Source organism: Myxococcus sp. AM011, assembly GCF_013372595.1.
GTDB classification, from domain to species: domain Bacteria; phylum Myxococcota; class Myxococcia; order Myxococcales; family Myxococcaceae; genus Myxococcus; species Myxococcus eversor.
The window spans coordinates 1-21226 of sequence record NZ_JABXEM010000211.1 but is presented as its reverse complement, the minus strand read 5'-3'; the positions used below and the strand labels follow the sequence as shown (position 1 = coordinate 21226).

At 65.6% G+C, this 21226-nt stretch carries 15 protein-coding genes; 5 read left to right on the top strand and 10 right to left on the bottom strand.

The window, feature by feature from the left end; translation table 11 throughout:
• From HUW62_RS34085 to HUW62_RS34060, 6 genes are all read right to left on the bottom strand, one after another.
• Positions 1–866 (bottom strand): acyltransferase (locus HUW62_RS34085; protein ID WP_176436796.1); only part of this gene is annotated, 866 nt, incomplete at its 3' end.
• Positions 863–2164 (bottom strand): UDP-glucose/GDP-mannose dehydrogenase family protein, encoded by a 1302-nt coding sequence (locus HUW62_RS34080; protein WP_163866256.1) that lies wholly within the window; start codon positions 2162–2164, stop codon positions 863–865. The genes HUW62_RS34080 and HUW62_RS34085, both read right to left, overlap by 4 nt.
• Before the next feature lie 103 nt (positions 2165–2267).
• Positions 2268–3239 carry a nucleotidyltransferase family protein gene (locus HUW62_RS34075; protein WP_163866255.1) on the bottom strand — a complete coding sequence of 324 codons (972 nt, stop codon included), beginning with the start codon at positions 3237–3239 and terminating at the stop codon, positions 2268–2270.
• Positions 3240–3644: 405 nt separating this feature from the next.
• Positions 3645–4139, bottom strand: a complete 495-nt coding sequence (locus tag HUW62_RS34070) for a hypothetical protein (protein ID WP_176436795.1) — start codon at positions 4137–4139, stop codon at positions 3645–3647.
• A gap of 207 nt (positions 4140–4346) precedes the next feature.
• Positions 4347–5375 carry a nucleotidyltransferase family protein gene (locus tag HUW62_RS34065; protein ID WP_176436794.1) on the bottom strand — a complete coding sequence of 343 codons (1029 nt, stop codon included), beginning with the start codon at positions 5373–5375 and terminating at the stop codon, positions 4347–4349.
• Positions 5372–6856 (bottom strand): MraY family glycosyltransferase, encoded by a 1485-nt coding sequence (locus HUW62_RS34060; RefSeq protein ID WP_176436799.1) that lies wholly within the window; start codon positions 6854–6856, stop codon positions 5372–5374. The genes HUW62_RS34065 and HUW62_RS34060 overlap by 4 nt, the downstream gene beginning before the upstream one ends.
• Before the next feature lie 353 nt (positions 6857–7209).
• Here HUW62_RS34060 and HUW62_RS34055 point away from each other — a divergent pair, with 353 nt between their 5' ends.
• From HUW62_RS34055 to HUW62_RS34040, 4 genes are read left to right on the top strand one after another with little or no spacing between them, the layout of a single operon-like run.
• Positions 7210–8358 carry an acyltransferase gene (locus HUW62_RS34055; RefSeq protein ID WP_255203802.1) on the top strand — a complete coding sequence of 383 codons (1149 nt, stop codon included), beginning with the start codon at positions 7210–7212 and terminating at the stop codon, positions 8356–8358.
• A 7-nt stretch (positions 8359–8365) separates the two neighbouring features.
• Entirely contained in the window at positions 8366–9127 is a 762-nt protein-coding gene (locus HUW62_RS34050) for an FkbM family methyltransferase (protein ID WP_176436793.1), read from the top strand.
• Positions 9124–10086, top strand: coding sequence for a glycosyltransferase (locus tag HUW62_RS34045; protein ID WP_176436792.1), 963 nt, complete (start codon positions 9124–9126; stop codon positions 10084–10086). The genes HUW62_RS34050 and HUW62_RS34045 overlap by 4 nt, the downstream gene beginning before the upstream one ends.
• A 13-nt stretch (positions 10087–10099) precedes the next feature.
• The gene (locus HUW62_RS34040; protein ID WP_176436791.1) at positions 10100–11212 is read left to right on the top strand and encodes an acyltransferase; all 1113 of its coding nucleotides are present in this window, start codon (positions 10100–10102) and stop codon (positions 11210–11212) included.
• On the opposite strand, the gene HUW62_RS34035 is transcribed toward HUW62_RS34040, so the two are convergent.
• Positions 11163–11450 (bottom strand): hypothetical protein, encoded by a 288-nt coding sequence (locus HUW62_RS34035; RefSeq protein ID WP_176436790.1) that lies wholly within the window; start codon positions 11448–11450, stop codon positions 11163–11165. The two genes, HUW62_RS34040 and HUW62_RS34035, sit on opposite strands and share 50 nt — an antisense overlap.
• A 113-nt stretch (positions 11451–11563) precedes the next feature.
• On the opposite strand from HUW62_RS34035, the gene HUW62_RS34030 reads away from it, so the two are divergent.
• Positions 11564–13207: a hypothetical protein gene (locus HUW62_RS34030; protein WP_368670538.1), complete on the top strand. Its 1644-nt coding sequence runs from the start codon at positions 11564–11566 to the stop codon at positions 13205–13207.
• Positions 13208–13327: 120 nt separating this feature from the next.
• Here HUW62_RS34030 and HUW62_RS34025 read toward each other — a convergent pair whose 3' ends face one another.
• The 3 genes from HUW62_RS34025 to HUW62_RS34015 all read right to left on the bottom strand — a co-directional run.
• On the bottom strand, positions 13328–13831 hold the full coding sequence (locus tag HUW62_RS34025) for a hypothetical protein (RefSeq protein WP_176436789.1): 504 nt from the start codon (positions 13829–13831) through the stop codon (positions 13328–13330).
• Positions 13832–13840: 9 nt separating this feature from the next.
• A complete protein-coding gene (locus tag HUW62_RS34020; protein ID WP_176436788.1) occupies positions 13841–19882 on the bottom strand; it encodes an RHS repeat-associated core domain-containing protein in 6042 nt (2013 codons plus the stop codon).
• An 818-nt stretch (positions 19883–20700) separates the two neighbouring features.
• On the bottom strand, positions 20701–21226 hold a 526-nt coding region (locus HUW62_RS34015), incomplete at its 5' end, for an ROK family protein (RefSeq protein ID WP_176436787.1).

Here is a 21226-nt window from a genome sequence, read left to right as displayed (position 1 = left end):
AGCCCGTACACCAGGAGCCCCGACGCGGGCGCCAAGAGCGCGTTGTGCATCAGCGGGTAGGGAATCCGCTCTCCGGCCGCGCCGGCCACCACCAGCAGCGCCGCGCCCAGCAAGGCCAGCACCCCGCCCGAGCCCTTCGCGCCACCCGCCGCGCGCTCACGCACGAAGCACCAGCCCAGGAGCACCCCGAAGAGGAACTCCGGCAGCCGCGCCAGCGGGCTGAACTTCATCACCGACAGCCACAGGCCCTCCGTGTGCGCGTTCAGCGTGCCCGGCCCGTCCGGCCGCAGCACGACGTAGAGCACCGGCGGCAACAGCCCCAACACCCAGACCGCGCCCATCAACACGGGCAGCCGAGAGGGACGCACCGTGGGCAGCCACCGTGCGAGCCGGGGGAAGAGGGCATAGAAGAACCCCTCCACCGCCACGGACCAGCCGGGAGGATTCCAGTACAGCGCCAGCCGGGGCACCCACGCCTGCACCAGCGCCAGCGTGGCCACCGCGCCCACCGTGAGCTTCACGGCGGCGAGCTTCCAGCCGTTGTCCGCCACCGACGCGAGGATGGTGGGCGGCGCGGACAGGAGGAAGGTCAGCAGATAGACGGGATAGACGCGGGCCACGCGAGCGGCCAGGAAGGCGCGCGTCCCCGTCTCCATCCGCCCGTCGACGTCCAGGTAGTTCCAGGCGAGGACGAAGCCGGACAGGACGAAGAAGACGCCCACGGCGGAGTAACCCGCGCCGATGAAGTCCTGAAGCCACTCCGGCGCCGGCGCCAGGGCCGGGCGCGCGAAGTGGAACAGCACGACATGCAGGGCCGCGAAGAAGCGCAGCCCCGTCAGGGCCTCGAGTGAACCGCCTCGGCTCACCGGCGGCCGATGCCGTAGTACGTGAAGCCCAGCTCCCGGATGCGCACCGGGTCGAACACGTTGCGCCCGTCGAAGATGACCGGCGTCTTCATCAGCGACTTCATGCGCTCGAAGTCCGGGTGGCGGAACTCATTCCACTCGGTGACGACGAAGAGCGCGTCCACGCCCTCCAGCGCCTCGTACGGCACGCTGGCGTAGCGGATGCGGTCACCGAAGACGCGCTTGGCCGCGTGCGTGGCCACCGGGTCGTGCGCAATCACCGTGGCGCCCTTGCCGATGAGTCCCTCGATGACCTCGATGGACGGCGCCTCGCGCATGTCGTCCGTCTTCGGCTTGAAGGACAGACCCCACACGCCGAACTTCTTGCCCTCCAGCGAGCCGCCGAAGTGCTTGGTCGCCTTGTTCACCAGCAGCTTCTTCTGCCGCTCGTTGGTGCGCTCCACGGCGCGCAGCAAGTCCAGCTCCAGGCCGAACTCACGCGCGGTGGCGCCCAGCGCCTTCACGTCCTTGGGGAAGCACGAGCCGCCGTAGCCCACTCCCGGGAAGAGGAACGGGTAGCCGATGCGCTTGTCCGAGCCCAGGCCCTTGCGCACGAAGTCCACGTCCGCGCCGACCTTCTCGCACAGCGCGGAGATGTCGTTCATGAACGAGATGCGCGTGGCGAGCATCGCGTTGGCGGCGTACTTGGTCAGCTCCGCCGAGCGCGTGTCCATGAACAGCACGGGGTTCTCGGTGCGCACGAAGGGCGCGTACAGCTCGCTCATGACCTTGCGGCCGCGCTCGGAGTCCACGCCGATGACGACGCGGTCCGGCTTGAGGAAGTCGTCCAGCGCGGCGCCTTCCTTGAGGAACTCCGGGTTGGAGACGACGTCGAACTCGATGCTCGTCACCTTGCGGATGGCGTCGCGCACCTTGTCCGCGGTGCCCACCGGCACGGTGCTCTTGTCCACGACGACGGTGTACTGCTTCATCGCCTTGCCAATCTGCTCGGCGGCGGCCAGCACGTACTGGAGGTCGGCGTCGCCCGTCTCACCCTCGGGCGTGCCCACGGCGATGAAGACGACGTGCGCGTTGGAGACGGCCTCCGGCAAATCGCGCGTGAAGAACAGGCGCTTCTCGCGGACGTTCTTCTTGATGAGCTCCTCGAGACCGGGCTCGTAGATGGGCACCTCGCCCGCCTGGAGCATCCGAATCTTCCGCTCGTCGATGTCCACGCACGTGACGTCGTTGCCCGAGTCCGCGAAGCAGGTGCCCGCGACCAGGCCGACGTAACCCGTTCCGATGATGGCGATACGCATTGAAAGAGTCCCAGTGGGGAGGTGTTCTTGACTGGAACTCATACGCCGGGACGCGCTCGGAAAGAAAGCCCGTCCCCGGGGCCAGGACAGCGGCCGGGCAGCCTCACTGCCCCGTGAGCAGACGGCGCACTCTTTCCAAGCCTCTGAGAGCCGAAGTGCGGCCGGGGGTGCTGACTGGACCCACCACCGTCCTGTCCAGCAGCTCCCGAGTGGCCCGTCGCAGCGGAGGCAGGGCCGCGGTGGCCTCCGGAGCGGCCTCCGGGAAGAGCCGGGCGACGATGGACAGCGAGGTGTAGAGGGCGCGCTCCAGGCGCCACTCCGCGGCCCGGGCGAGCAGTGCGGGGATGTCGAGCGGACGGGAGTACACGCCGCCCATCCACTTGGCGCCGGTGACGAGCTCTCGCAGGTCGATGAAGGACAGCCAGGGTACGTCGTACCCCTGACGTGCGTGCTCCAGGCACACGAGGAGGACGGAATCCTCCAGGTCGGCCCGGAACATGGAGGGGCCGTAGACCTTCATGGGCTTGGCGCGCTCGATGATGCCGGCGGTCTGCTCGCGGCGCTGGGGACCCAGGATGTCGGAGTAGAGGTAGATGGCGGTGCGCCCGTCGGAGACGAGCCTGGCCGCGCCGCTGTGGGAGGTGTCCGTCTCCGGCCTGAACTCGTGGTTGGAGAGGAAGCCGGCGAAGCCGTCCACGTCCATGCGGCGCATGAGGAGCTGGAGGTCCAGCACGGGGCGGAAGCCGATGTGCGGATAGAGGGCCTCGGCGAAGGCGGCGGAGCCCATGAGCACCAGCTTGCGGCCTTGCAGCTCGTCGACGACCTGCTTGAAGTTGACGAGCTTCATCACGTTGTCGTTGACGGAGCCCTGGTAGATGGCGAGCAGCCTGTCGCGAGCCCACTCGGGCGCGGCGGTGGCACCCAGGCGGTACTCCAGGTTGTACGCCGCCAGCGGGGCCAGGCCCTGGGCGATGGCCCAGTCGACGTACTCCTCCCAGGGCGCGCCCTTGAGGGCTCCTCGCGGTGGTTCGAACGAGGCGAGGACGCGGAAGGTGTCGAGCAGGCTGAGCGGCATGGTGGCCCCCTTTAACGGGCCCACCGCATCACCTGCAATCACTGCCTGAGCCCCAAGGGACGACGGCGTGGTGGACAGAAGACAAAGACCCGCCCTGGGGGGCGACTCGGGCGCTCAGGGAACGGGCGGCGACGACGTGGGGGCGCTCGGAGCCGTGGGACGCGGAACAGCCGCGACACAGGTCGAGAACCCGAGCACTCCGGCGAGCATGCCCGGCCAGAGCTGGTGCCAGACCCCGCGAACGCTCGAGGAGCGACGCAGAATTCCCCCAGGAGCGCCGCGTAGAGCGGCCCCTTGCGCAGCTTCACCAGGGCCGCGAGCAACAGCGCCCACCGCCGCCGTCCTTCCAGGTGAAAGGCCAGAAGCCCTCTCCGCCAACCAAGGCCGGAGAGAGCGTAGTCATCGTTACACGCCCCCGCGGCAGTAGGCCACGAACCCCAGGGCAGACTCCTCTCTCCGTACTCCTTGCCCAAGCAAGCTCAATACCTGCGCAAGGTCTACTTCAACGACGGTGTCGATTTGGTCGCAGTGCGGCTCGAAAATGACCACCCAAGGCCCGCCGGGCGTCAACTGCTCGCAAAGCACGCTCGTGAGTGCACTCCACGCAGCATCCTGGCCATCACCACCAACCGCAGCCATGGCCAAGGCAGGCCCCTCAACTCGGAAGTACTTCCAGCCGGCCGTTGTGAACCCGGCTGGAAGCCTGCGCACGATGTGAGCCGGGGCCTCCCCCTCCCGGAGGTCCACCCCCGCCGGAGAGGTCCATCCGCCGAGGTCGTCGGTGAACTCTTCCCCGCCCCAGGAAACGACTCGGACGTTTCGAGCGACGCTTCCGCCCAGGCGCACTTCGGGTATCCAGATCTCCAGGCAAGCATCCATAGAGTTGTTCACCACCATCATGGCGTATCGATCTTGGCGCTTTCAGTCCAGGCCTTCTGGCCCATCTCGGAGATGCGCAGGAAGGTCGACAACCGCCGCTGATACTTCGGCAACGCCTCGAGCAGGCTGAGCGGCATGGTGGCCCCCTTTGACGGGCCCACCGCATCACCTGCAATCAGGACGACGGCGTGGTGGCCACAGGACAAAGACCCGCCCTGGGGCCGCGGGTCACCTGTCAGGCGAGGGCCGCATTGCGGTGTCCAGGCGCCGCAGCGCATATCGGAGCATCGCCCCTGGTTCGGGAGCCAGGAGCAGCTTCGCCGCCATCCAGCGTGGCCGGCTGCGCACCAGCTCCGTTTCCACCAGTCGCTCTTCCGAGAAGAGCCGCCTCGCCAACCTCCTGCGCCACAGAGGAGGAGCCAGGGCCTCCAGCGCGTCCGCCGGCATCTGTGCACCCAGCAGCCGTTGAGCCACCTCCCAGCCGTACCAGACGAGATGTGGCAAACCCGTGCCCTTGGCACCCTCCACCACGCGAGCCCAATCCAGCCCCTGCCCCACCAGGAGCTTCAAGTCGAACAGCCACGCCAGGCGCTGCAAGAGATGGTGGCTCGCATGAAGGGCCAGGTACACGGCCTCGTCCTCGGGAGCGAGCCACCGCACCCGCTGCCCTTCCACCGTCCCATCCACCGCGCGAGCCACCAGCGCATCGCCTTCCAGCGTCCGACCCCAGCCCGCGAGGGCGCGGAAGTGCAGCTCCACCAGTCCGGCCTTTCCCTCCAGCTCCACGTGGTGCGAGTCCACGTCCGCGTGACGCCCGTCGCGCGTCGGACGCGCCGTCAGTCCGAGGCCGGTGAGGACGCGCACGGCCGTCGTCACGTCGCCTCGGGACACCAGCAGGTCCACGTCGCGGGTGGCGCGCTGGAGCGGGTCCGGGTACAGCCGAAGCGCCAGGCCGTAGCCCTTGAGCGACACGGGGACGATGCCCTCGACAGCCAGGGCTTCCAGGCTCCGCTGGAGCAGCGCCTTGACCTGGAGCGAGCGGGCCGCACCCGTCAGCGACTCACGGCGCAACAGCGCGGCGGCCTCTGGGGGCAACACCCAGCCCACCTGCCCTACCGCGTGAGCGACAAACCCGGCGAGCCCGTGACGGACGGCGCCTCGCACGAAGGCCAGGGCCTCGTCCCCTTCGGGAGCACTTCTCGTGGGGAGATGGGGCCAGGCGCGCAGCAGCGCGACGAGGGCACTGGACGTCGTCATCGCCGCAGGACGACGACACGCGCGGGGTCGGCGTCCGCCACCGCCAGGAGCCTCGCGGCGCGTTCGGCCACGGCGTCCGCCACCAACTCCAGCGCCAGCTCCTCGTCCCGGTCGATGGCGTTGCGACCGTCTCTCCAGACGAGCAGCAGCGAGCCGAGCACCACTTCCTCGTCCTTCACTTCCAGGCACAGCTCGTACGGCATCGACAGGCCCGCCGCACGCTGGGTCTCGAAGACGACGCCGTCCATGAGTCCGTCGCGCAGTTGCTGGAAGCGCAGCTCCTGCCGCGACACGTCCAGCACTTCCGCGAGGGGCCGCACGGCGCCCCAGACCTCCTGCAGCGACCGGGCCTCGCGCACGGCGCCGATGACGTCCTTCACCAGCGAGCGCAGGCGGATGTTGCGCTGTCGGCGCTGCTGCATGTCGCTGGCGCGCCCCAGGTCCAGGTAGCCCAGCTTGCGCATCATCACCGCGATGACCACGCCCATGCCACACAGCAACATGGCGCTCTGCGCGCTGTTGGCGAAGTGGAGGCCCAACGCCGTCAACATGAAGAGACCGCACAGCGCGTACAGCACAAGCACGGTGGAGCGGTGGCTGAGCACCATGCGGCTCATCACGCGGTGGTGGATGTGCTCCTTGTCCGCGCTGAACAGCGGGCGCCCCAGGAGCGAGCGGCGAATCACCGCGAGCAGCGTGTCCATGATGGGCAGGCCCAGCGCCATGATGGGCACCAGCATGGCCACCGTCGTACCGCTCTTGGTGCTCGTCTTGATGGCCACCGCGGCCAGTACGAAACCGAGGAACATGCTGCCGGTGTCCCCCATGAAGATGGAGGCCGGGTTGAAGTTGAAGACGAGGAACCCGAGGATGGCGCCCGCGAGCGCCGCCATCAGCAGGCACAGCAGCACGTCGCCCCGCGCCAGCGCGAGGATGAAGTTGGTGCTCACGCCGAAGAACGCGACACCGCCCGCGAGCCCGTCGAGCCCATCAATCAGGTTGAGCGCGTTGATGACGCCCACCATCCACAGCACGGTGAACGGCAGGCTCAACGCGCCCAGTGTCAGCTCGGGGCCGAACGGATTGGCGATGACCTCGATGCGGAAGCCCAGGTGGTAGAGCCCGAGCGCCACGATGAACTGCACGCTGAACTTGAGCCGAGCACCCGCGCCTCGCAGGTCGTCGTAGAGCCCGAGCGCGGCGATGGCCGCGCCCCCCATGAACAGGCCCGAAATCAGCTCGGTGTGGAGCCGGAAGTGGTGCCCCACGCCGGAGTCCACCAGGAACAGCGCGCACAACGGGGTGAAGAAGCCCGCGACGATGCCGATGCCACCCAGTCGAGGGATGGGCCGGCTGTGGACCTTGCGACTCGAGTTGGCCTGGTCCAGCCAGCCCCACGCCAGCGCCTGGTTGCGCACGACGTATGTGAGCCCCAGGGCCACCATCAACGAGACAAGGAACGCGACGAAGAAGGTGATCATCGAGGTGGCCGCTCCCGCCATGCTGACGGTGAGCGTCACGGCGCGTCAATGAGCGTTCCTGTGCGACACCGGAATGTCGCCCGAGTCGTCCCCCAGCGAGCAACCATGCGGGCTTCGCTGTGGCCTCGCCGTGTCATGGCTGACCTGGGCGCCACGCGCCCGAACAACGTATCGCCCGGCCTGTTCGGGGCCTTTGGAAAGAGGATGCGCCCCGCCGACCCTGCGGACAGGCCCTTCGCTGTCATCTGTTGACGCCCCTGGGACGGGGGACACAATGCACCCACCACCCGCATGCATCCCAGGCCTTCTCTCCTCCCAAGAGCCCCCGAGCGTCCTCTCCGCGGAGAGACGCGTTGAGCGGCGACACCGCCTCCGCGCGGCGTATGGATGGGTTGGATGTCCTGAGGGCCTTCGCCATCCTCGGCGTGCTGGTCTTCCACGCGCCCTCGTCCGTCCTGGACGCCGTGCCGCTCCCGGTCCGCTTCGCCTTCGCGCATGGGTGGATGGGCGTGGACCTCTTCTTCGTCCTCTCGGGCTACCTCGTCGGTCGGCAGGTCTTCGCCGAGGATGGCGAAGCCCCGCTGGGCTCCCGGCTGCGCGCCTTCTGGCTGAAGCGCTGGATGCGCACCCTGCCGCTGTACTTCGTGGTGCTCGCGTTCTACGCGCTCAAGCCCTGGACGGTGGGCACGCCCTTCGTGGGCGGAGGCTGGCACTACGCGCTCTTCCTCCAGAACTTCACGATGCCGCGCGACTTCGTGCAGAGCTGGTCGCTGTGTGTGGAGGAGCACTTCTACGTCGTGCTGCCGCTGCTCGCCTTCGCGCTGGGAGGTCGACGCTGGCCCGCCTGGGCGTGGCTGGCACCGGTGGCCGTGAGTGTCGTGGCGCGCTGGCTGTTCTCCCGGCACCTGCCAGCGGACCTGCTCATGACGGACCTCGCCACGCTCGCGCCCTGGTCCACCGAGATGCACCTGGATGGACTTGGCATCGGGGTGTTCCTGGCCCGGACCGCGCCCACGTGGAGGGGCTGGCCCCGTCACTGGCGGACAGCGTGTGCCGTCGCGGGAGTGGGAGTGCTGGCGCTGACGGTAGGGCGTTACGGCGCCATCGTGACGACGTCGAGCCACGTCTGGGTCTTCGTCGGGCTGGCGGTGGGCTTCGGCGCCGTGCTCGTGGGCATCGAGCCCCTCCAGCTCCCGCGCGGCCTGCGCTGGGGCGTCTACCAGACCGCCCTGCTCTCCTATGGCGCCTATCTCTGGCACGGGCTCGTGTTGCGCGTCATCGAGCGGATGGATGTGCGACTGGGTGCCTGGGGACTGGACCTGCTCGCGTTCCTGGCGCTTACGCTGTTCGTGGCATGGGTGACCTATGTCACGGTGGAGAAACCCTGCCTCAAGCTGCGAGACTGGCTGCTGACCCGAGGCACGCTCCCGCCAGTCGTCCTGTCTCCTGGCGAATCGAACGCCTTGAGCGCGGGCCTGAACGCGCGCAAGCCCTCTGCGTAGGAACGCCATGGCACGACTGAGGGACCAACTGACGTCGCTGAGCCAGCTGCGGTACCTCGCATGGAGGGCATTGCCGCTGGGTCGCTCGGTGACGGTGAAGCTGCGCTCGGGCGAGCGGCTCACTCTGAGACCGCCTCCCGCCGAGGACCTGGAGACGGCGTACGAGATGTTCGTGGCCGAGGTCTATCGCCCCCCATTCGCCGTGCGGCCGGACACCACGCTGCGCATCGTCGATGTCGGAGCGAACTGTGGGCACTCGCTCCTGTTCTGGGCGCGGCACTACCCACGCGCCCATCTCGTCGCCTTCGAGCCCCACCCCGTCCATCTGGCCATGCTGGAGCGCAACCTGACGCTCAACACCCTGACGTCCAGGGTGTCCCTGCACCGCGCGGCGGCGGGAGCGAGCCCCGGGGAGATTGCCCTGCTCGATGCGGAGAGCCGCTCCTCCGTCGTGGACGCGACACAGGGGCGCACGCTCCGGGTGCCGCTGGTCGACTTCTTCGAGGCGGTCGGTGACGAACCCATCGACCTGCTCAAGATGGACATCGAGGGAGGCGAGTACTCCTTGCTGGGTGACCCACGCTTCGCGCGCCTGCGGATTCGCACGCTCGTCATGGAGTGGCATCGAACCCGGGAGCGGCCGGACGGCAAGGCCTGGTGCGAGCAGACCCTCGAAACGCTGGGCTATGAAGTCACTCCCGGCATCTGGAGTGGCGAGGTGAATGGGCTGCTTTGGGCGCGTCCGCGTGAGTCCGAGGCACGTCGATGAGTTCAGCGGGCGTCACGCTGGTCATCCCCACCTACAACGGAGCGCGGCGAGTCGAAGCGCCGCTGCGCGCGTTGCTGGAGCAGACGGCGGAGAGCGACCACTTCGAGGTGGTCGTCGTGGACAACAACTCCCAGGATGACACCGCGCGCGTGGTGGAGGAGAGCCTGGTCGTGGAAGGGCTGCGCCGTCGAGGCGTGGACGTCCGCGTCGTTCACGAGGCGCGCCAGGGTCTCCTCTTCGCGCGGCTGTGTGGCATCCAGAGCGCGCGTCGGGAGGTCATCTGCTTCCTGGATGACGACAACGTTCCCGAGCCGAACTTCGTCACCGACGGACTGGCGCTCTTCGAGGACCTGAGTGTCGGCGCGGTGGTCTCACGCATCTATCCCCGCTACGAGACGCCACCGCCGCCAAGCATCTCTCGGCGTGAGCACCTGCTCGCCATCAACCACCGGATGGGGGACGACCTCATCGACTTCGGAGCGGGAGCCACGCTCGCGCCCACGATAGGCGCCGGGCTGTGGCTGCGCCGCGAGGCCGTCCTGGAGTCCGTGCCCTGGCGAACGCCGGAGCAACTCATGCCGGACCGGCTCGGCAACCAGCTTCTGAGTGGAGGAGATATCGAGTTGGGCTTCCTGCTCGGCAAGGCGGGCCACCGCCGCCTCTACTCACCCGTGCTGAAGGTATGGCACCTCATCCCGCCTTCTCGATTCGAGACCCGGTACTTCCTGCGGCTCATCGTCGGCGTGGTGCGCAGCGAGAAGACGCTTGAGGCGCGTCACCTGGGGCGACGCACGGGAGCACTCTCCCGGCTGAAGGACTGCGCACGCCTGGTGGGAGCAGGCCTCGCGAGCCCCGCGCTCGCGTTGCGCGGCGACCCGGTGCGCGAAATCCTGTTCGTGCTGGCGAGCCGCTGGGCCCAGGTGCGGGGGCCGTATCCCCATCTCCACGAGACGCGTTGAGCAGCCCGTTCCCATGGCGACCCAGTCCCGTCCCACATTGAGCGAGTGTCTCGAAGGCCGGGGAAACAACCTGGACTTCCTGCGCTTCGCCGCGGCCACGGGCGTCATCGTCAGTCACTCCTTTCCACTGGGCTCGGGCCCTCAGGGAGGCCCCGAGCCGCTGACGGTCTTCACCCACGGCCAGGTCTCGCTCGGGCTGGTCTGCGTGGCGGTGTTCCTGGTCATCAGTGGACTCCTCATCACCCGAAGCTGGGAGCGGAGCCGCGACGTCCGGGGCTTCCTCCTGGCGCGCACGCTGCGAATCTTCCCGGGGCTGGCGGTGTCGCTCCTGCTGACAGTGTTCGTACTCGGCGCCGCGCTCACCACCCACCCGCTGCGTGACTACTTCTCGGCGCCCGACACATACACCTTCCTGCTGCGCAACTTCACCCTCGTCAATCCGCAGTGGAACCTGCCCGGGGTGTTCGAAGGGAATGTGTATCCGAGCGCCGTCAATGGCTCGCTCTGGACGCTGATGTACGAAGTCGGCTTCTACCTGCTCGTGCTGGGATTGGGAGTCACGGGGCTCTTGCGCAAGGAACTGGCGCTGGCCGGGTGGTGTGTCACGGCGGTGGCGTCCTTCTTGAACATCGGACGCCTGGGGTTCTGGCCGGTCCTCGGGCTCTACTTCGGAGGGGGGCTGGTGCTCTACCTCTGGAGAGAGCGAGTGAGGATGAGTCCGTGGCTCGCGGCGGCCTGTGTCGTGGTGCTCACCGCTGCGTCAATGGCGGGCAAGGGGTTGCCTGTCGCCATCGGTTCATGTGGCGCGTACCTCGTGCTGTACCTCGCGTTCCTCCCGAGCAGGCTCGCGCACTTCGGACGCTACGGGGACTTTTCCTATGGCATCTACATCTACGCCTTTCCCGTGCAGCAAGCCGTCACGGCTGTGTTGGGAGGCCCCATGCCGTGGTGGTGGAACGCGACGCTGTCCCTCATCGCCACGCTCCTGCTCGGGATGATGTCCTGGCGATACATCGAGAAACCAGCCATCTCCCTGCGGCATCGAGAGCACCCCTCAATCCACTCCATGCCGCCGCTCACGGCCAACCATACTTCGTCTTACCGTAAATCATCACCGCGACAGTAAACCCAAGTGAGAGGAACCCACTCGCGAAGAACCACAACACCGCATAGAGCTGAAAACGGCGGACCTTCGCGAATCCGACCACCAACGCGAACCGACCCCACTCCCGCCATCCCACGGGCCATCGCCCCAGGACCGCCGCGCCTGAAATCACGCGCATCCCAAAAATCCCAATCAACGCAATGGTTATTCCACCCGAAAGAGCAATCACCGAGAACACATCCTTGATGTACACAGCCACCCTCCTCTCATGTCCGACGAGTTCTCCAAGGCTCGAAGCGTGACTGGATGTAGTACGGTCCGGCGGTCTCGAGCGTTCCACCCTCCTCTTCACATCAGACTGGATTCAATCACGTGCGGCTCGACGTTCAACGCGTTCCTGGTGGCTCCTCGGAGCACCGCCTCTCCTGGGTCGGGACCCTGCTCCTGGGAATGGCGTTGATGGCGGCCTTCCTGTTCGCCTGCCTGTTGCTGACGGGCGGCGGCCTGGACGACTCCTTCATCACCTACCGCTATGCCAGGCACCTCGCGAGCGGGCATGGGATTGCGTGGAACGTCGGAGAGCCGCCGGTGGAGGGCTACACGTCCTTCATGTGGGTCATCCTCAACGCGATTCCCATCGCGCTCGGTGTGTCTCCGCTCCTCGCGTCGAAGCTGCTCACCAGCGCCGCCGCCTGTGGCGTCATCCTGCTGGCGCTCGGTGGCTCACACCCGATTCAAGAGCGGCCGTGGCGGGCCGCACTGGCAAGCCTCGTCGCGTTATGCACGCCCCTTGCCTACTACACGCAGACAGGCATGGAGACCGTGTTCTTCACGGCCCTGGCCTTTGTGAGCACGGGGCTCGCCCTGCGCGAGTTCGCTGGGAACCCGCGCCCCGTGTGGCTGCTCATCGCCTCCGCGCTCTTCGGCCTCGCCGCCATCACCCGGCCTGAAGGAGTACTGCTCTTCGGTCTCGTCGCCGTATCGGGGCTCTCTCTTAGGCAGAGCCCTCGAGAAGGAGTGCTCTCTCGTCGGGAACTCGCGCTCTTCGCAGCGCCCTTCCTCGCCATCTGGCTCACGTACTTCCTGTGGCGGCTTCAGCATTACGGGTGGCTCTTCCCGAACACGTACTACGCGAAGCACTCCGGCAATCGTCTCCTGAACCTGCCACTGGGCATCCACTATCTCGCGACCGCATGGGCTCCGTACCTCGCCGTGCCTTTCGCCCTGGGCGCACTCGCATGGGTGGCCACCCCAACGCGCGAGGGAGATGCCGCATCCAGTCGGAACCAGCAACTGGCGCTCCGTCTTGGCGGGGTGTGCCTCGTCTACCTGGCCTACATCGTGTGGGTGGGTGGCGATGACCGCTCGGCGTTTCCGTCGGTGCGGATGGTCCTTCCAGTCCTCCCGTTGCTCTGGATGGCGACGGTGATGCTGGTGGCAGAAGCAAGCCGCCATTGGACGAAGCTCTCGCCGCGCGCGTGTGCTGTCGGGGTCGTCGCGCTGATTGCCATGGCCTGGGCGGAGGATGGGATGCGATTGCTCAAGGGAGGGATTCCAACCGGCGATGACGCCCAACGAGGGTTGCTCCAGACCAAGCTCGCTCAACTCACCGACGAGCCGCATGGCACCCTGCCAGCGTGGATCCTCAAGCATACGCAGCCCACGGATGCCATCGCTGTCCCTTGGGCAGGGCGAGTGCCCTACGCGACGGGGCGTCCCACGCTCGACATGCTCGGACTCAACGACACGCACATCGCACACCTGCCGTCCCCTCAGCGCGGAATCGATGTGAAGATGGACCCAGAATATGTCCTGGCGCAGCGGCCCAAGCTCATCTTCGTCAACGTGAACCACTGCTACGTAAGGCAGGCGTGCTCGTTCGAGCAGGCGGGTGGGTGGAAGATTGGCGACAGGCAGCTCCTTGAACTGCTCCGCCAGTCGCCCGACTACGAGTGGGTGAAGGACGCGCCAACGGACATCTCCGTCTTCCGTCGCCGCGAGCTGCGGACGCAATAGACAGCGGCGTCCCCGTACAGCGAGAAAGCCAATAAATGCCATCAAGCCAAGATGGCATCCAGACTCGCCGCACCATCCAGCCGACGCGCATGCCCACAAAGCACGGGCACCCTTAAACCCTCATTCCGTTCGAGCGTCCACGGCCACGCCCTCCAATGCATGCACCAAGGCGTCAAATTCTTTTCTCACGCGCCTCCCCCCTAGAAACAAGAACAGGCCAACGTTGGCACACAGTACAACCAAAGCGGCCCACAACATTACCATGCCCGACAAGAGCATGACGGCCGCCATGGCCGCACCAGCCGTCCCCAACAAGCAGCTCAAAACAGACTGCCACTTCAATCCCGTAACAACTCGAATTGTCTTCTCAGAACTCAACTCCAGCTCGGACTCAACAGTACCCCACGCCACCGACAACAAGTACAGACCCAGGAACGGCCTCCGCTTGACAACGATGCGTTCGCCACGCCTTGTACCAAGATACCATCGAGAGCCCCTGTCGTTCACCGGGAAAATATCCAGTGCAAATGGGCCCACCCACTCTACCAACTGCTCAACCACACTCCTCGAGTCGGCCTTGGTATGAACCAGCCTCTCCATGCGCCTCAACAAGAAATCGCGCATACAATCACCTCATTTGGGCACCGAATCCCCAACATACACTCCTCGAGTATATGTCTTATACGAACTTACCCCTATCGCATATCCTCTTCCAGTTCCAATCGATACCGATGTCGCACTCGGGCTCCAGGCAATGGAAATTGACATCAATGGGAGGTCGATATTCAACGTATCGGAGATCCCCTCGAAATCACTCATATTGTTCGCGGTCGTCACAATGAAACCCGCACTAACGCCGGCACCCGCGCCGGCAATCATCACCGACCCATCTTGAGCGGGCAGGCTGGAAATACCTTCCTCGGACCCCACAAAGCTTCCTGCCTTGAAAACGGCTCCACCCGTAAGAGCCACTCCATGTTCACCCTTGCCGAGATCGTCATTGTCAGCAAAGGCGATCACCTGCACTGAGCCCTGCGCCGCCCCCTGCAGGCTCAACGTCTCATAGAGAAACTCAAACGCCGACGAGAAAATGGAGCCCCCGTACGAGCCACCAACCCCCATGTTTCCATCAGGATCCTTGAACGCCATGGGGTTGTTGTACGCATATGCATAGACAGGAGCACTGCGTCCGGACGTGGCCTGCGTCACGACCCACTTCGGGTCGCGCATCATCAACTCCGACCCCAGATACCGGCCCGTGCTCGGCTCGTAGAAGCGATTCCTGTTCTCGAAGAAGTCCGTCTCCTCGTCATGGTACTGCCCGGGGAAGCGCAGCGGCGTCCACACGGGGGCAGCCCCTGACTGGAAGCGCCGATACTCGACGGCCCCCAGCGCCACCTCCTGGACGGCCCCGCTGGTCGCCGCGGACTGGAACCTCACCTGCGCACTGCCACTGGGGCTCGCGGCAACCCATTTGGAGACCGCCCCAAAAGTCGTCGTGTTGGACATCAGCGACGACGCCCCATCCACCCCATTCAGCAGCGTTCCACTTGCGTCCGCGAGATAGGCACCACTGCCCCCCTGGACATCCAGGACCGGGAACCGGGCCCGGAGCTGGGAGACCAAGGTGCTGGAGCTTGGAACCTGGGCCGTCGCCATGAGCGCATTCTGCCCTGTTCCAAGCACGGGTGAGTCCGCCACGAGCGTGGTGCGGTTGACGTGGCCATACGGGTCATAGTCCGCGACCCCCGTGATACGTCGATAGGAGTCGAGCGCCAGGACCGGCTTCCCCAACCCATCCGTCACCAGGAAGTAGAAGCCACACGGTGCAGGCTCACCATTGCGGGGGCAATCTCCCATGAAGTCTTCCACCCGCTGTCCGGCGCGGGTGATGCGCACCTTGAAGAACCCAATCGGCCGGTCGGCCAGCCAGAGGTACTCGTCATGCACCGAGTCGGCGGTATCCGGATCGAAGCTCGTGTGCCCCCAATCGTCGAGCAGCCGCGTCCCGTCATAGAAGTACTCATCTTCGAGCACGCCTTGTTGCCCACTGAGCCCGTAACGCTTCAGGCGCCTGCGCCCCTCGGCATCGTAGAAGTACTCATACGTACGCCCTTCATTGTCGGACACCTGGCGGTACACGGACCCCACGGCCGCGTGAGCACCATCAGTCGTCGCATCCAGATTCAAGGCATGGAAGGGAGACGCGACGTTGTCCGTCCTGTTCTTGTAGCTCGCGATCCGGCTCACACGCCCATCCGCGTCGTAGTCGTACCGCTGAGTCACGGCGAAGCGCGGGGGACAAACCGAGCCGCCACACTGAGCTCCCTCCAGGTATCGCGCCGTCAGCAGATCCACGCGAGAGCCGGAGCTCTCGTACTCCCCCTTGAAGCGCCAGCCATCCTGAACGTCGAGCGTCCTGTTGCCGCGCTCATCATAGGAGTAGGCCCTGTTCCCAAAAGCCCCGCCAGCCGTCGCCGAGGCATTCGCCACCCGATGGGCCTGCTTCAGCTGCAACCGCGCATCGTAGCCTGGAGCAGCGCTCGCGGCGTCCGCGTAGCGAACGGAGCTGGGCGGCACGTTCCCTGTTTCCAGCAGACACGTGTCCTCCTGGAGCAACTGGTCCGCTCTCCACGTGTAGGCACGCTTGAAGATGTCTCCGAGGCTTCCCCCTGATTCGAGCCTGGAGACAGTCAATCCGGACAAGCGTCCGGTCGTATCGGTGCCTCCCGTGAATCCCGTGCCGCTACAACTGGAAAGCGGCTGATTCGAACCATCGAAGTGATAGGTGACCCGAGCCTTCTGGGCCCCTGCCGCGGCCTTCGGCGCGACCAGCACATAGGAACGCAGGCCGCCAAAGGGCTCCCACTGGACGTCCTCAACGATTTTGAGGAAGTTGGCGAAGCCCACTCCATTCCACGCCGTCACGTCCAGGGACTGGACGCGATGGGGCTTGCCCGTCTCCGGGTCATAGTAGTGGTAATAAGTGCCACGTCCGCCGGGATACACCTCATTCACCAGTCGACCGGCCCGGTCGTAATAGCGATGGATGCTGGGGAAGTCCGCTACACGCGCATCGAGACAGATTCGTGTCCGAGGGGTTCCGTTGGGAAGCGCACGCACGCGTGCCACGCCGATGACATTGCCGTGAGCATCATACTGATACCACGTGTCTCCGAATGAATCCGTCAGCACTTGCGCTCGCCCCATCGCGCGGGCGGGGAGGCTCGAGGCGTACCCAGGACATCCCCATGGCGGCGTTTCCGTCTGGTCGTACGAGTACCAGAAGAGCGTTTCGCGGGACGCAACACTCCCCACGACATTGACCGCCTCGGACTTCAAGATGCGATTGAGCTTGTCATAGGAATTCTCCACCCACTGCGGTGAAGGAGCCGCTGCCATGGTGGGCGTCTGCTTGCGAATCAGGTTGCCCGAATCATCGTACTCGTACTGATAGCGTCCCCGCCCGGCGGGCCCCTCCGAGGCCTCCTGCGGCCCGCTGCCCCACGGCACGTCGACGCGCACCAGGTTGCCAAAATCGTCGTGCCGATACTCGAGCAGCGGCTGGCCGCACTGGCTGCAGTCGCCAGCAGGCCCCACTCCGCGGGGGCACCCCTGGCGCACGCTGCTCACATTGCCTGCCTTGTCATACGCCAGGCACATCTTCACGGCATCCCCTGAGCTGCTGGACGTATCCACGGGCTCGAGCATTCCCGCGAGGCGGTTCAGCCTGTCGTAGGCAAAGGCGTTGCAATGTGGGCTTGCCGGCTGGCGAGGAGCGCCTGCGCTCAGGCTGCCCGGCTCAAACCCTCCGCAAAATGGCTCCGGGTCCGAAGCGAGCGGCTGGTAGGGCTTGCCCATGCCCACCTTGTTGCCCTGGCGATCAAACAGGCTCGCCTTCGAATACCGGGCCTCCGAGGAAAGCGACGGCCCATCCGCGCCCCACGCCTCGAAGGTCTGCCGCGCCAGCGGGTCCCCATCGTAGAAGCGGGTCCGCCTGACCTGATTCGTTCCGTCCCTGAACGTCTCACTCCGCAACTTTCCCAGATGGTACGTGTAGTCGACGCGCTCGGAATGCGTCGCGCCAGACGCCCCCGCCGACGTGGCCTTCCACTGAAGCAGCGTGGTGCGAACTCCTCCAACGCACCCCTGTCCCGCCAGCGTGCCCGTTCGGTAACAGAGGACTTCATATCGGCTATCTGGATGCCGGATGTAGTCACCGTGCGTGGAACCATTGTCGTAACCGTATTCGGTGACGGCTTCGAACGGCGCGTTGCCAGCCGCCTCGAGCTTCTTCACCAACTGGCTGCCCTCATACTCGTACCGCGTGACGCCGCCGTTCGCGTCCGTCCACTGCGTCAGCCGGCCGCGAGCGTCGTAGGCATCATAGGCCGTGACAATGGGCGTCGAACCGCATCCATTGGGATAGCTCCGCTTCTCCTTCACCCGCCCCGCCCGATTGCTCACCTCAGAAGAGTCCCAGTATGCGTAGACAGTCAGCGGAACGGCTGTCCCCGCATCGCAGGCAGTGGGCTGAGCACCCGACACCTTGCACGGTCCCATCACGGTCCGGACCCGGCCCAGCGGGTCGGAGACCGCCTCACTGGCACAGGCGTCGTGAGTGAGAGAGAAAGTTCCCACCGACCGCTGCTCACGTGACCACGAATGCGCCTGCGTGGAGAACGTCAGGGTATGACCCGTACGAACGGTGGCCTTCAACCGATTCGTGACAGGGTCGTGTTGCCGCCGAGTCTCCAGCTTGAGTCCTGGAGTCTCATCGCTGAAGGCGGACGGAGAAGATGCGGTCTCCACGAGCTGCTCGAATGCCCGCTTGGGAGCAGGGCGTCCAACACCTCCATAGGTATAGGTGTACTCTTTCTCCAGGAGCGCACCCGTGCCGTTGTTGCTCGCCGCACCCTCGAACGTCTTGCGCAGCTCCGCGGGGGGCAGGATTGGAGCTCCTGAGGGCGTCGCACCCGATGCGAGCTCGTGGTCGTAGACGGTATAGGCACCGTTCGGATGGCGCCCCCCCGCCGCGACATCGACGGCTCTCTGTCCTGCTACGCCAGCATCGAGTGAGCCAACGTACCAGGCCTCATCCGAGGCGACGAACCCCTCGATTCCCGGACAGGATTGACCACACTGGACCGTTGTCTGCGAAGCACGAACAGTCGGCCCCTGGTCCCCGATGGGTCCCCTGCCTGTCGACGTGACCGTGAACTTGTGCCTCACCAACTGCGCGAAGTAGCCACTGCCATCCCCAATGCTCCGGCTGTAGGTGGTGAAGGTCTGGTCCTGAGACATACAGGCACCCGTCGGCTGGAAGACTCCGGGCCAACATCCGTTGGCTTCGGCGGTGATGAAGTAGCGACTCGTCGCCGAAGGCCAGGCTTCGCCATCGTAATCCTCACTCACCGTGCCGCCATCTCCTCCCAGTATCTGGCGAACAAGCTTCGCGCCGTCCCGCTTGATCTCCCAGCTCGCGACACCCGCCGACTGATACGCATATTCGACCACAGAACCCGTGGCGCCGCCTCCGTCGCGGTCAGGCCACTCCGCCTTCTCGAGAAGTCCCGCGACAACCTGCGCACCGCCGTCAGCCTGCGAGTTCTCCGCGTAGTCATAGGTGACGACGGACGGCTCGACGGTCCCATCACGGCCGACCAGATCGACTGAAGCCAGGACACACTCGTGCGTCTTGCCATTCAGCAATTCGGGCACGGCCGACAACATCCGCTGATAGTGGAAAACAAGCCTGGCACCATTCGCGGCCACAGCCGACCTGAGTCGGGGGAAACCGACACCGTTCGTCAGGTTGGTTTCCGTCGGGGTGCTACCCGCACATTCCGAGAGGACTTCATAGTTCAGTCGAGCGAGTCTCCGGTGACAGGAGGCCGCGACATCCACACCTGCATCCTCTTGATTGGGCTCGGAGCAGGTGGCCTCATCGTATTGAGCGGACTCGATGTAGCTGAGGTACCAGAAGCCTTCCACGCCCCCGACACTCCTGTAGTGGTAGCGACCATCTGGCGCATGCACCACAAACCCCTCTCCCGCCAGATACTGCAGCTTGATGTCCTGCTCGGAGTAGTTCTGTCCGAAGCATCCATGCACATCGCAGGAGAGAAAGGTCTTCGCGGTGCCCGCGGGGCCACCGTGAACCTCCCAATAAGTCACCTCCTCGGTCTCACAACCCGGACTCGGAGGGCTGCAGGGCCCGGACGGTTCAAGACGAGCCGCAATGTAGCTGTGCAGATTGTGCCACCACCGCAGCCGGAGGAATCCATTCGCGTCTCGCGCGTACCCGAAGGGTGCACCGCCCAATCCCGGTGACTTTTCAAGCCTCCAGGCACCCGGAGCACCCGACGCGAAGCGCTTCAGGGACAGTGCACCAAATGGGCCCGTGATGGAGACATCCACCTGCGAGTAGTTGGGCTTGAGCGAACCCAGCGAGACAGGACTCTCCCCCGAAGCACCAAACTCTCCAGGACCTCCCAGAGGAGGGCGGGTTTCGAAACCAAGGCCTTCCACCAATTGGTTCAGCTCATCTTCCGGCACCGTGGGCTCGTCATTGAGCGCCCGTGCCCCCCATGCCCCCAACAGTCCGACAACGAGCACAACAGCCCAATTCCTGCGACTCAACGCAGCCAGCCGCCCCTCGGCATCCTTCTTCATCTCGAACCTCACTCGCCCGCTGGAATTTTCAGCAAATCGATAGACAGGCCGCTCACGTTGGCGGACCGAAACAACCAAACCAGGTGGCATCCACAGACAGCCACCGAGCCCTCTCTGAACCTCTTATGGCGCCATGGGTGCCGAAGCCATGGGCAAGGGCGGCATGCAGGTTGCCTCCTTCGCCCCCGGGACTACGCTGACACAACGCCATTGTGTCGGACACTCGGACACCGTCTGGCAGCGCGCACTGCACACGTACCCCGAGCCGCGCTGAGCGCGAACGTGAATACACAGTCCGCTCAAGCACTCAGATGCCCCGTGCAGACTGCAGTCATCCCCCATCTGTTTGTCAGCGGGTTTCGTCGTGGGAACGGGTCGCCATTCGCGCACGACGGGGCTTGCCTCTTTCACAACCTCAGGCTGGGGCTCTGGTCCTGAATCGCACCCCAGGAGTCCCAATACGGCCAGAGCCGCCGAGGCGACCACTCCTCCCCAATGCCCACGCAGCCGCCTCTCGTAAACGACACGGCCACCGCCCGTCCGAGCCATCTTCCCTCTCCCCTGAGTCCACATTCCGCCGCTCCGCGGAATGGCCCTACGAACGCCACGTATTGAGCACTCTACAGGCGCATCCTGACACTGGCGATAGGGAATACACACAATTTCGTGATGTAAGAACCATGCCAGAGCCATGAGCAAATCATGACTTGGCACGCTGCCTGCGACCCGCGTTCGCGGGTCCAGCCAGCCTCATGCCCGCCATTGACTCAGGAATTACCAGCAATACCCAGACAATCGACTGGGGTTGATGGTCGGTCTCACGCAGGGGCTGGCGACTTCACTGGCGGCTCGGCGAGCAGGGCCGCGCCAATGGCTCCCGAGAGCTCTCCCAGCTCCGCCACCAGCACGGGCGGCTGACGCTCGGACATGAAGATATGGGGGCGCATGGCCTCATGCAGTCGGTCCGCGTACTCCTTGCCCAGCCTCGTGCCCAGGCCGCCGCCCAGGATGACCGCGTCCACGTCCGTCAGGTTGATGGCCGAGGCAATCCCTACCCCCATCATTCGCAGCGCCCGCTCGATGAGCTTCGTGGCCAGCGCGTCCTTGTCCTCCAGCGCCTTCTTCCAGATGCTGCTCGTCAACCGCGTGCGCTCCTTCTTCCTCATCAGCTCGAAGAGGACCGTCTTCTCGCCCTCTTCCTCTGCCTTGCGCGCATCGCGCTCCATGCACGCACGCCCCGCGTAGGCCTCCATGCAGCCACGGCGACCGCAGCCACAGCGCGCCCCGTCTGGTTTCACCACCATGTGGCCGATTTCACCCGCCGCCCCACGGCCCCTCCAGGGC

What these genes read in the sequence shown, in the direction of transcription:
- HUW62_RS34020 (WP_176436788.1), bottom strand. Translation starts at nt 19,882, where the DNA reads ATGAAGAAGGATGCCGAGGGGCGGCTGGCTGCGTTGAGTCGCAGGAAT.
- HUW62_RS34025 (WP_176436789.1), bottom strand. Translation starts at nt 13,831, where the DNA reads ATGCGCGATTTCTTGTTGAGGCGCATGGAGAGGCTGGTTCATACCAAG.
- HUW62_RS34070 (WP_176436795.1), bottom strand. Translation starts at nt 4,139, where the DNA reads ATGATGGTGGTGAACAACTCTATGGATGCTTGCCTGGAGATCTGGATA.
- HUW62_RS34050 (WP_176436793.1), top strand. Translation starts at nt 8,366, where the DNA reads ATGGCACGACTGAGGGACCAACTGACGTCGCTGAGCCAGCTGCGGTAC.
- HUW62_RS34060 (WP_176436799.1), bottom strand. Translation starts at nt 6,856, where the DNA reads ATGATCACCTTCTTCGTCGCGTTCCTTGTCTCGTTGATGGTGGCCCTG.
- HUW62_RS34080 (WP_163866256.1), bottom strand. Translation starts at nt 2,164, where the DNA reads ATGCGTATCGCCATCATCGGAACGGGTTACGTCGGCCTGGTCGCGGGC.
- HUW62_RS34040 (WP_176436791.1), top strand. Translation starts at nt 10,100, where the DNA reads ATGGCGACCCAGTCCCGTCCCACATTGAGCGAGTGTCTCGAAGGCCGG.
- HUW62_RS34045 (WP_176436792.1), top strand. Translation starts at nt 9,124, where the DNA reads ATGAGTTCAGCGGGCGTCACGCTGGTCATCCCCACCTACAACGGAGCG.
- HUW62_RS34075 (WP_163866255.1), bottom strand. Translation starts at nt 3,239, where the DNA reads ATGCCGCTCAGCCTGCTCGACACCTTCCGCGTCCTCGCCTCGTTCGAA.
- HUW62_RS34065 (WP_176436794.1), bottom strand. Translation starts at nt 5,375, where the DNA reads ATGACGACGTCCAGTGCCCTCGTCGCGCTGCTGCGCGCCTGGCCCCAT.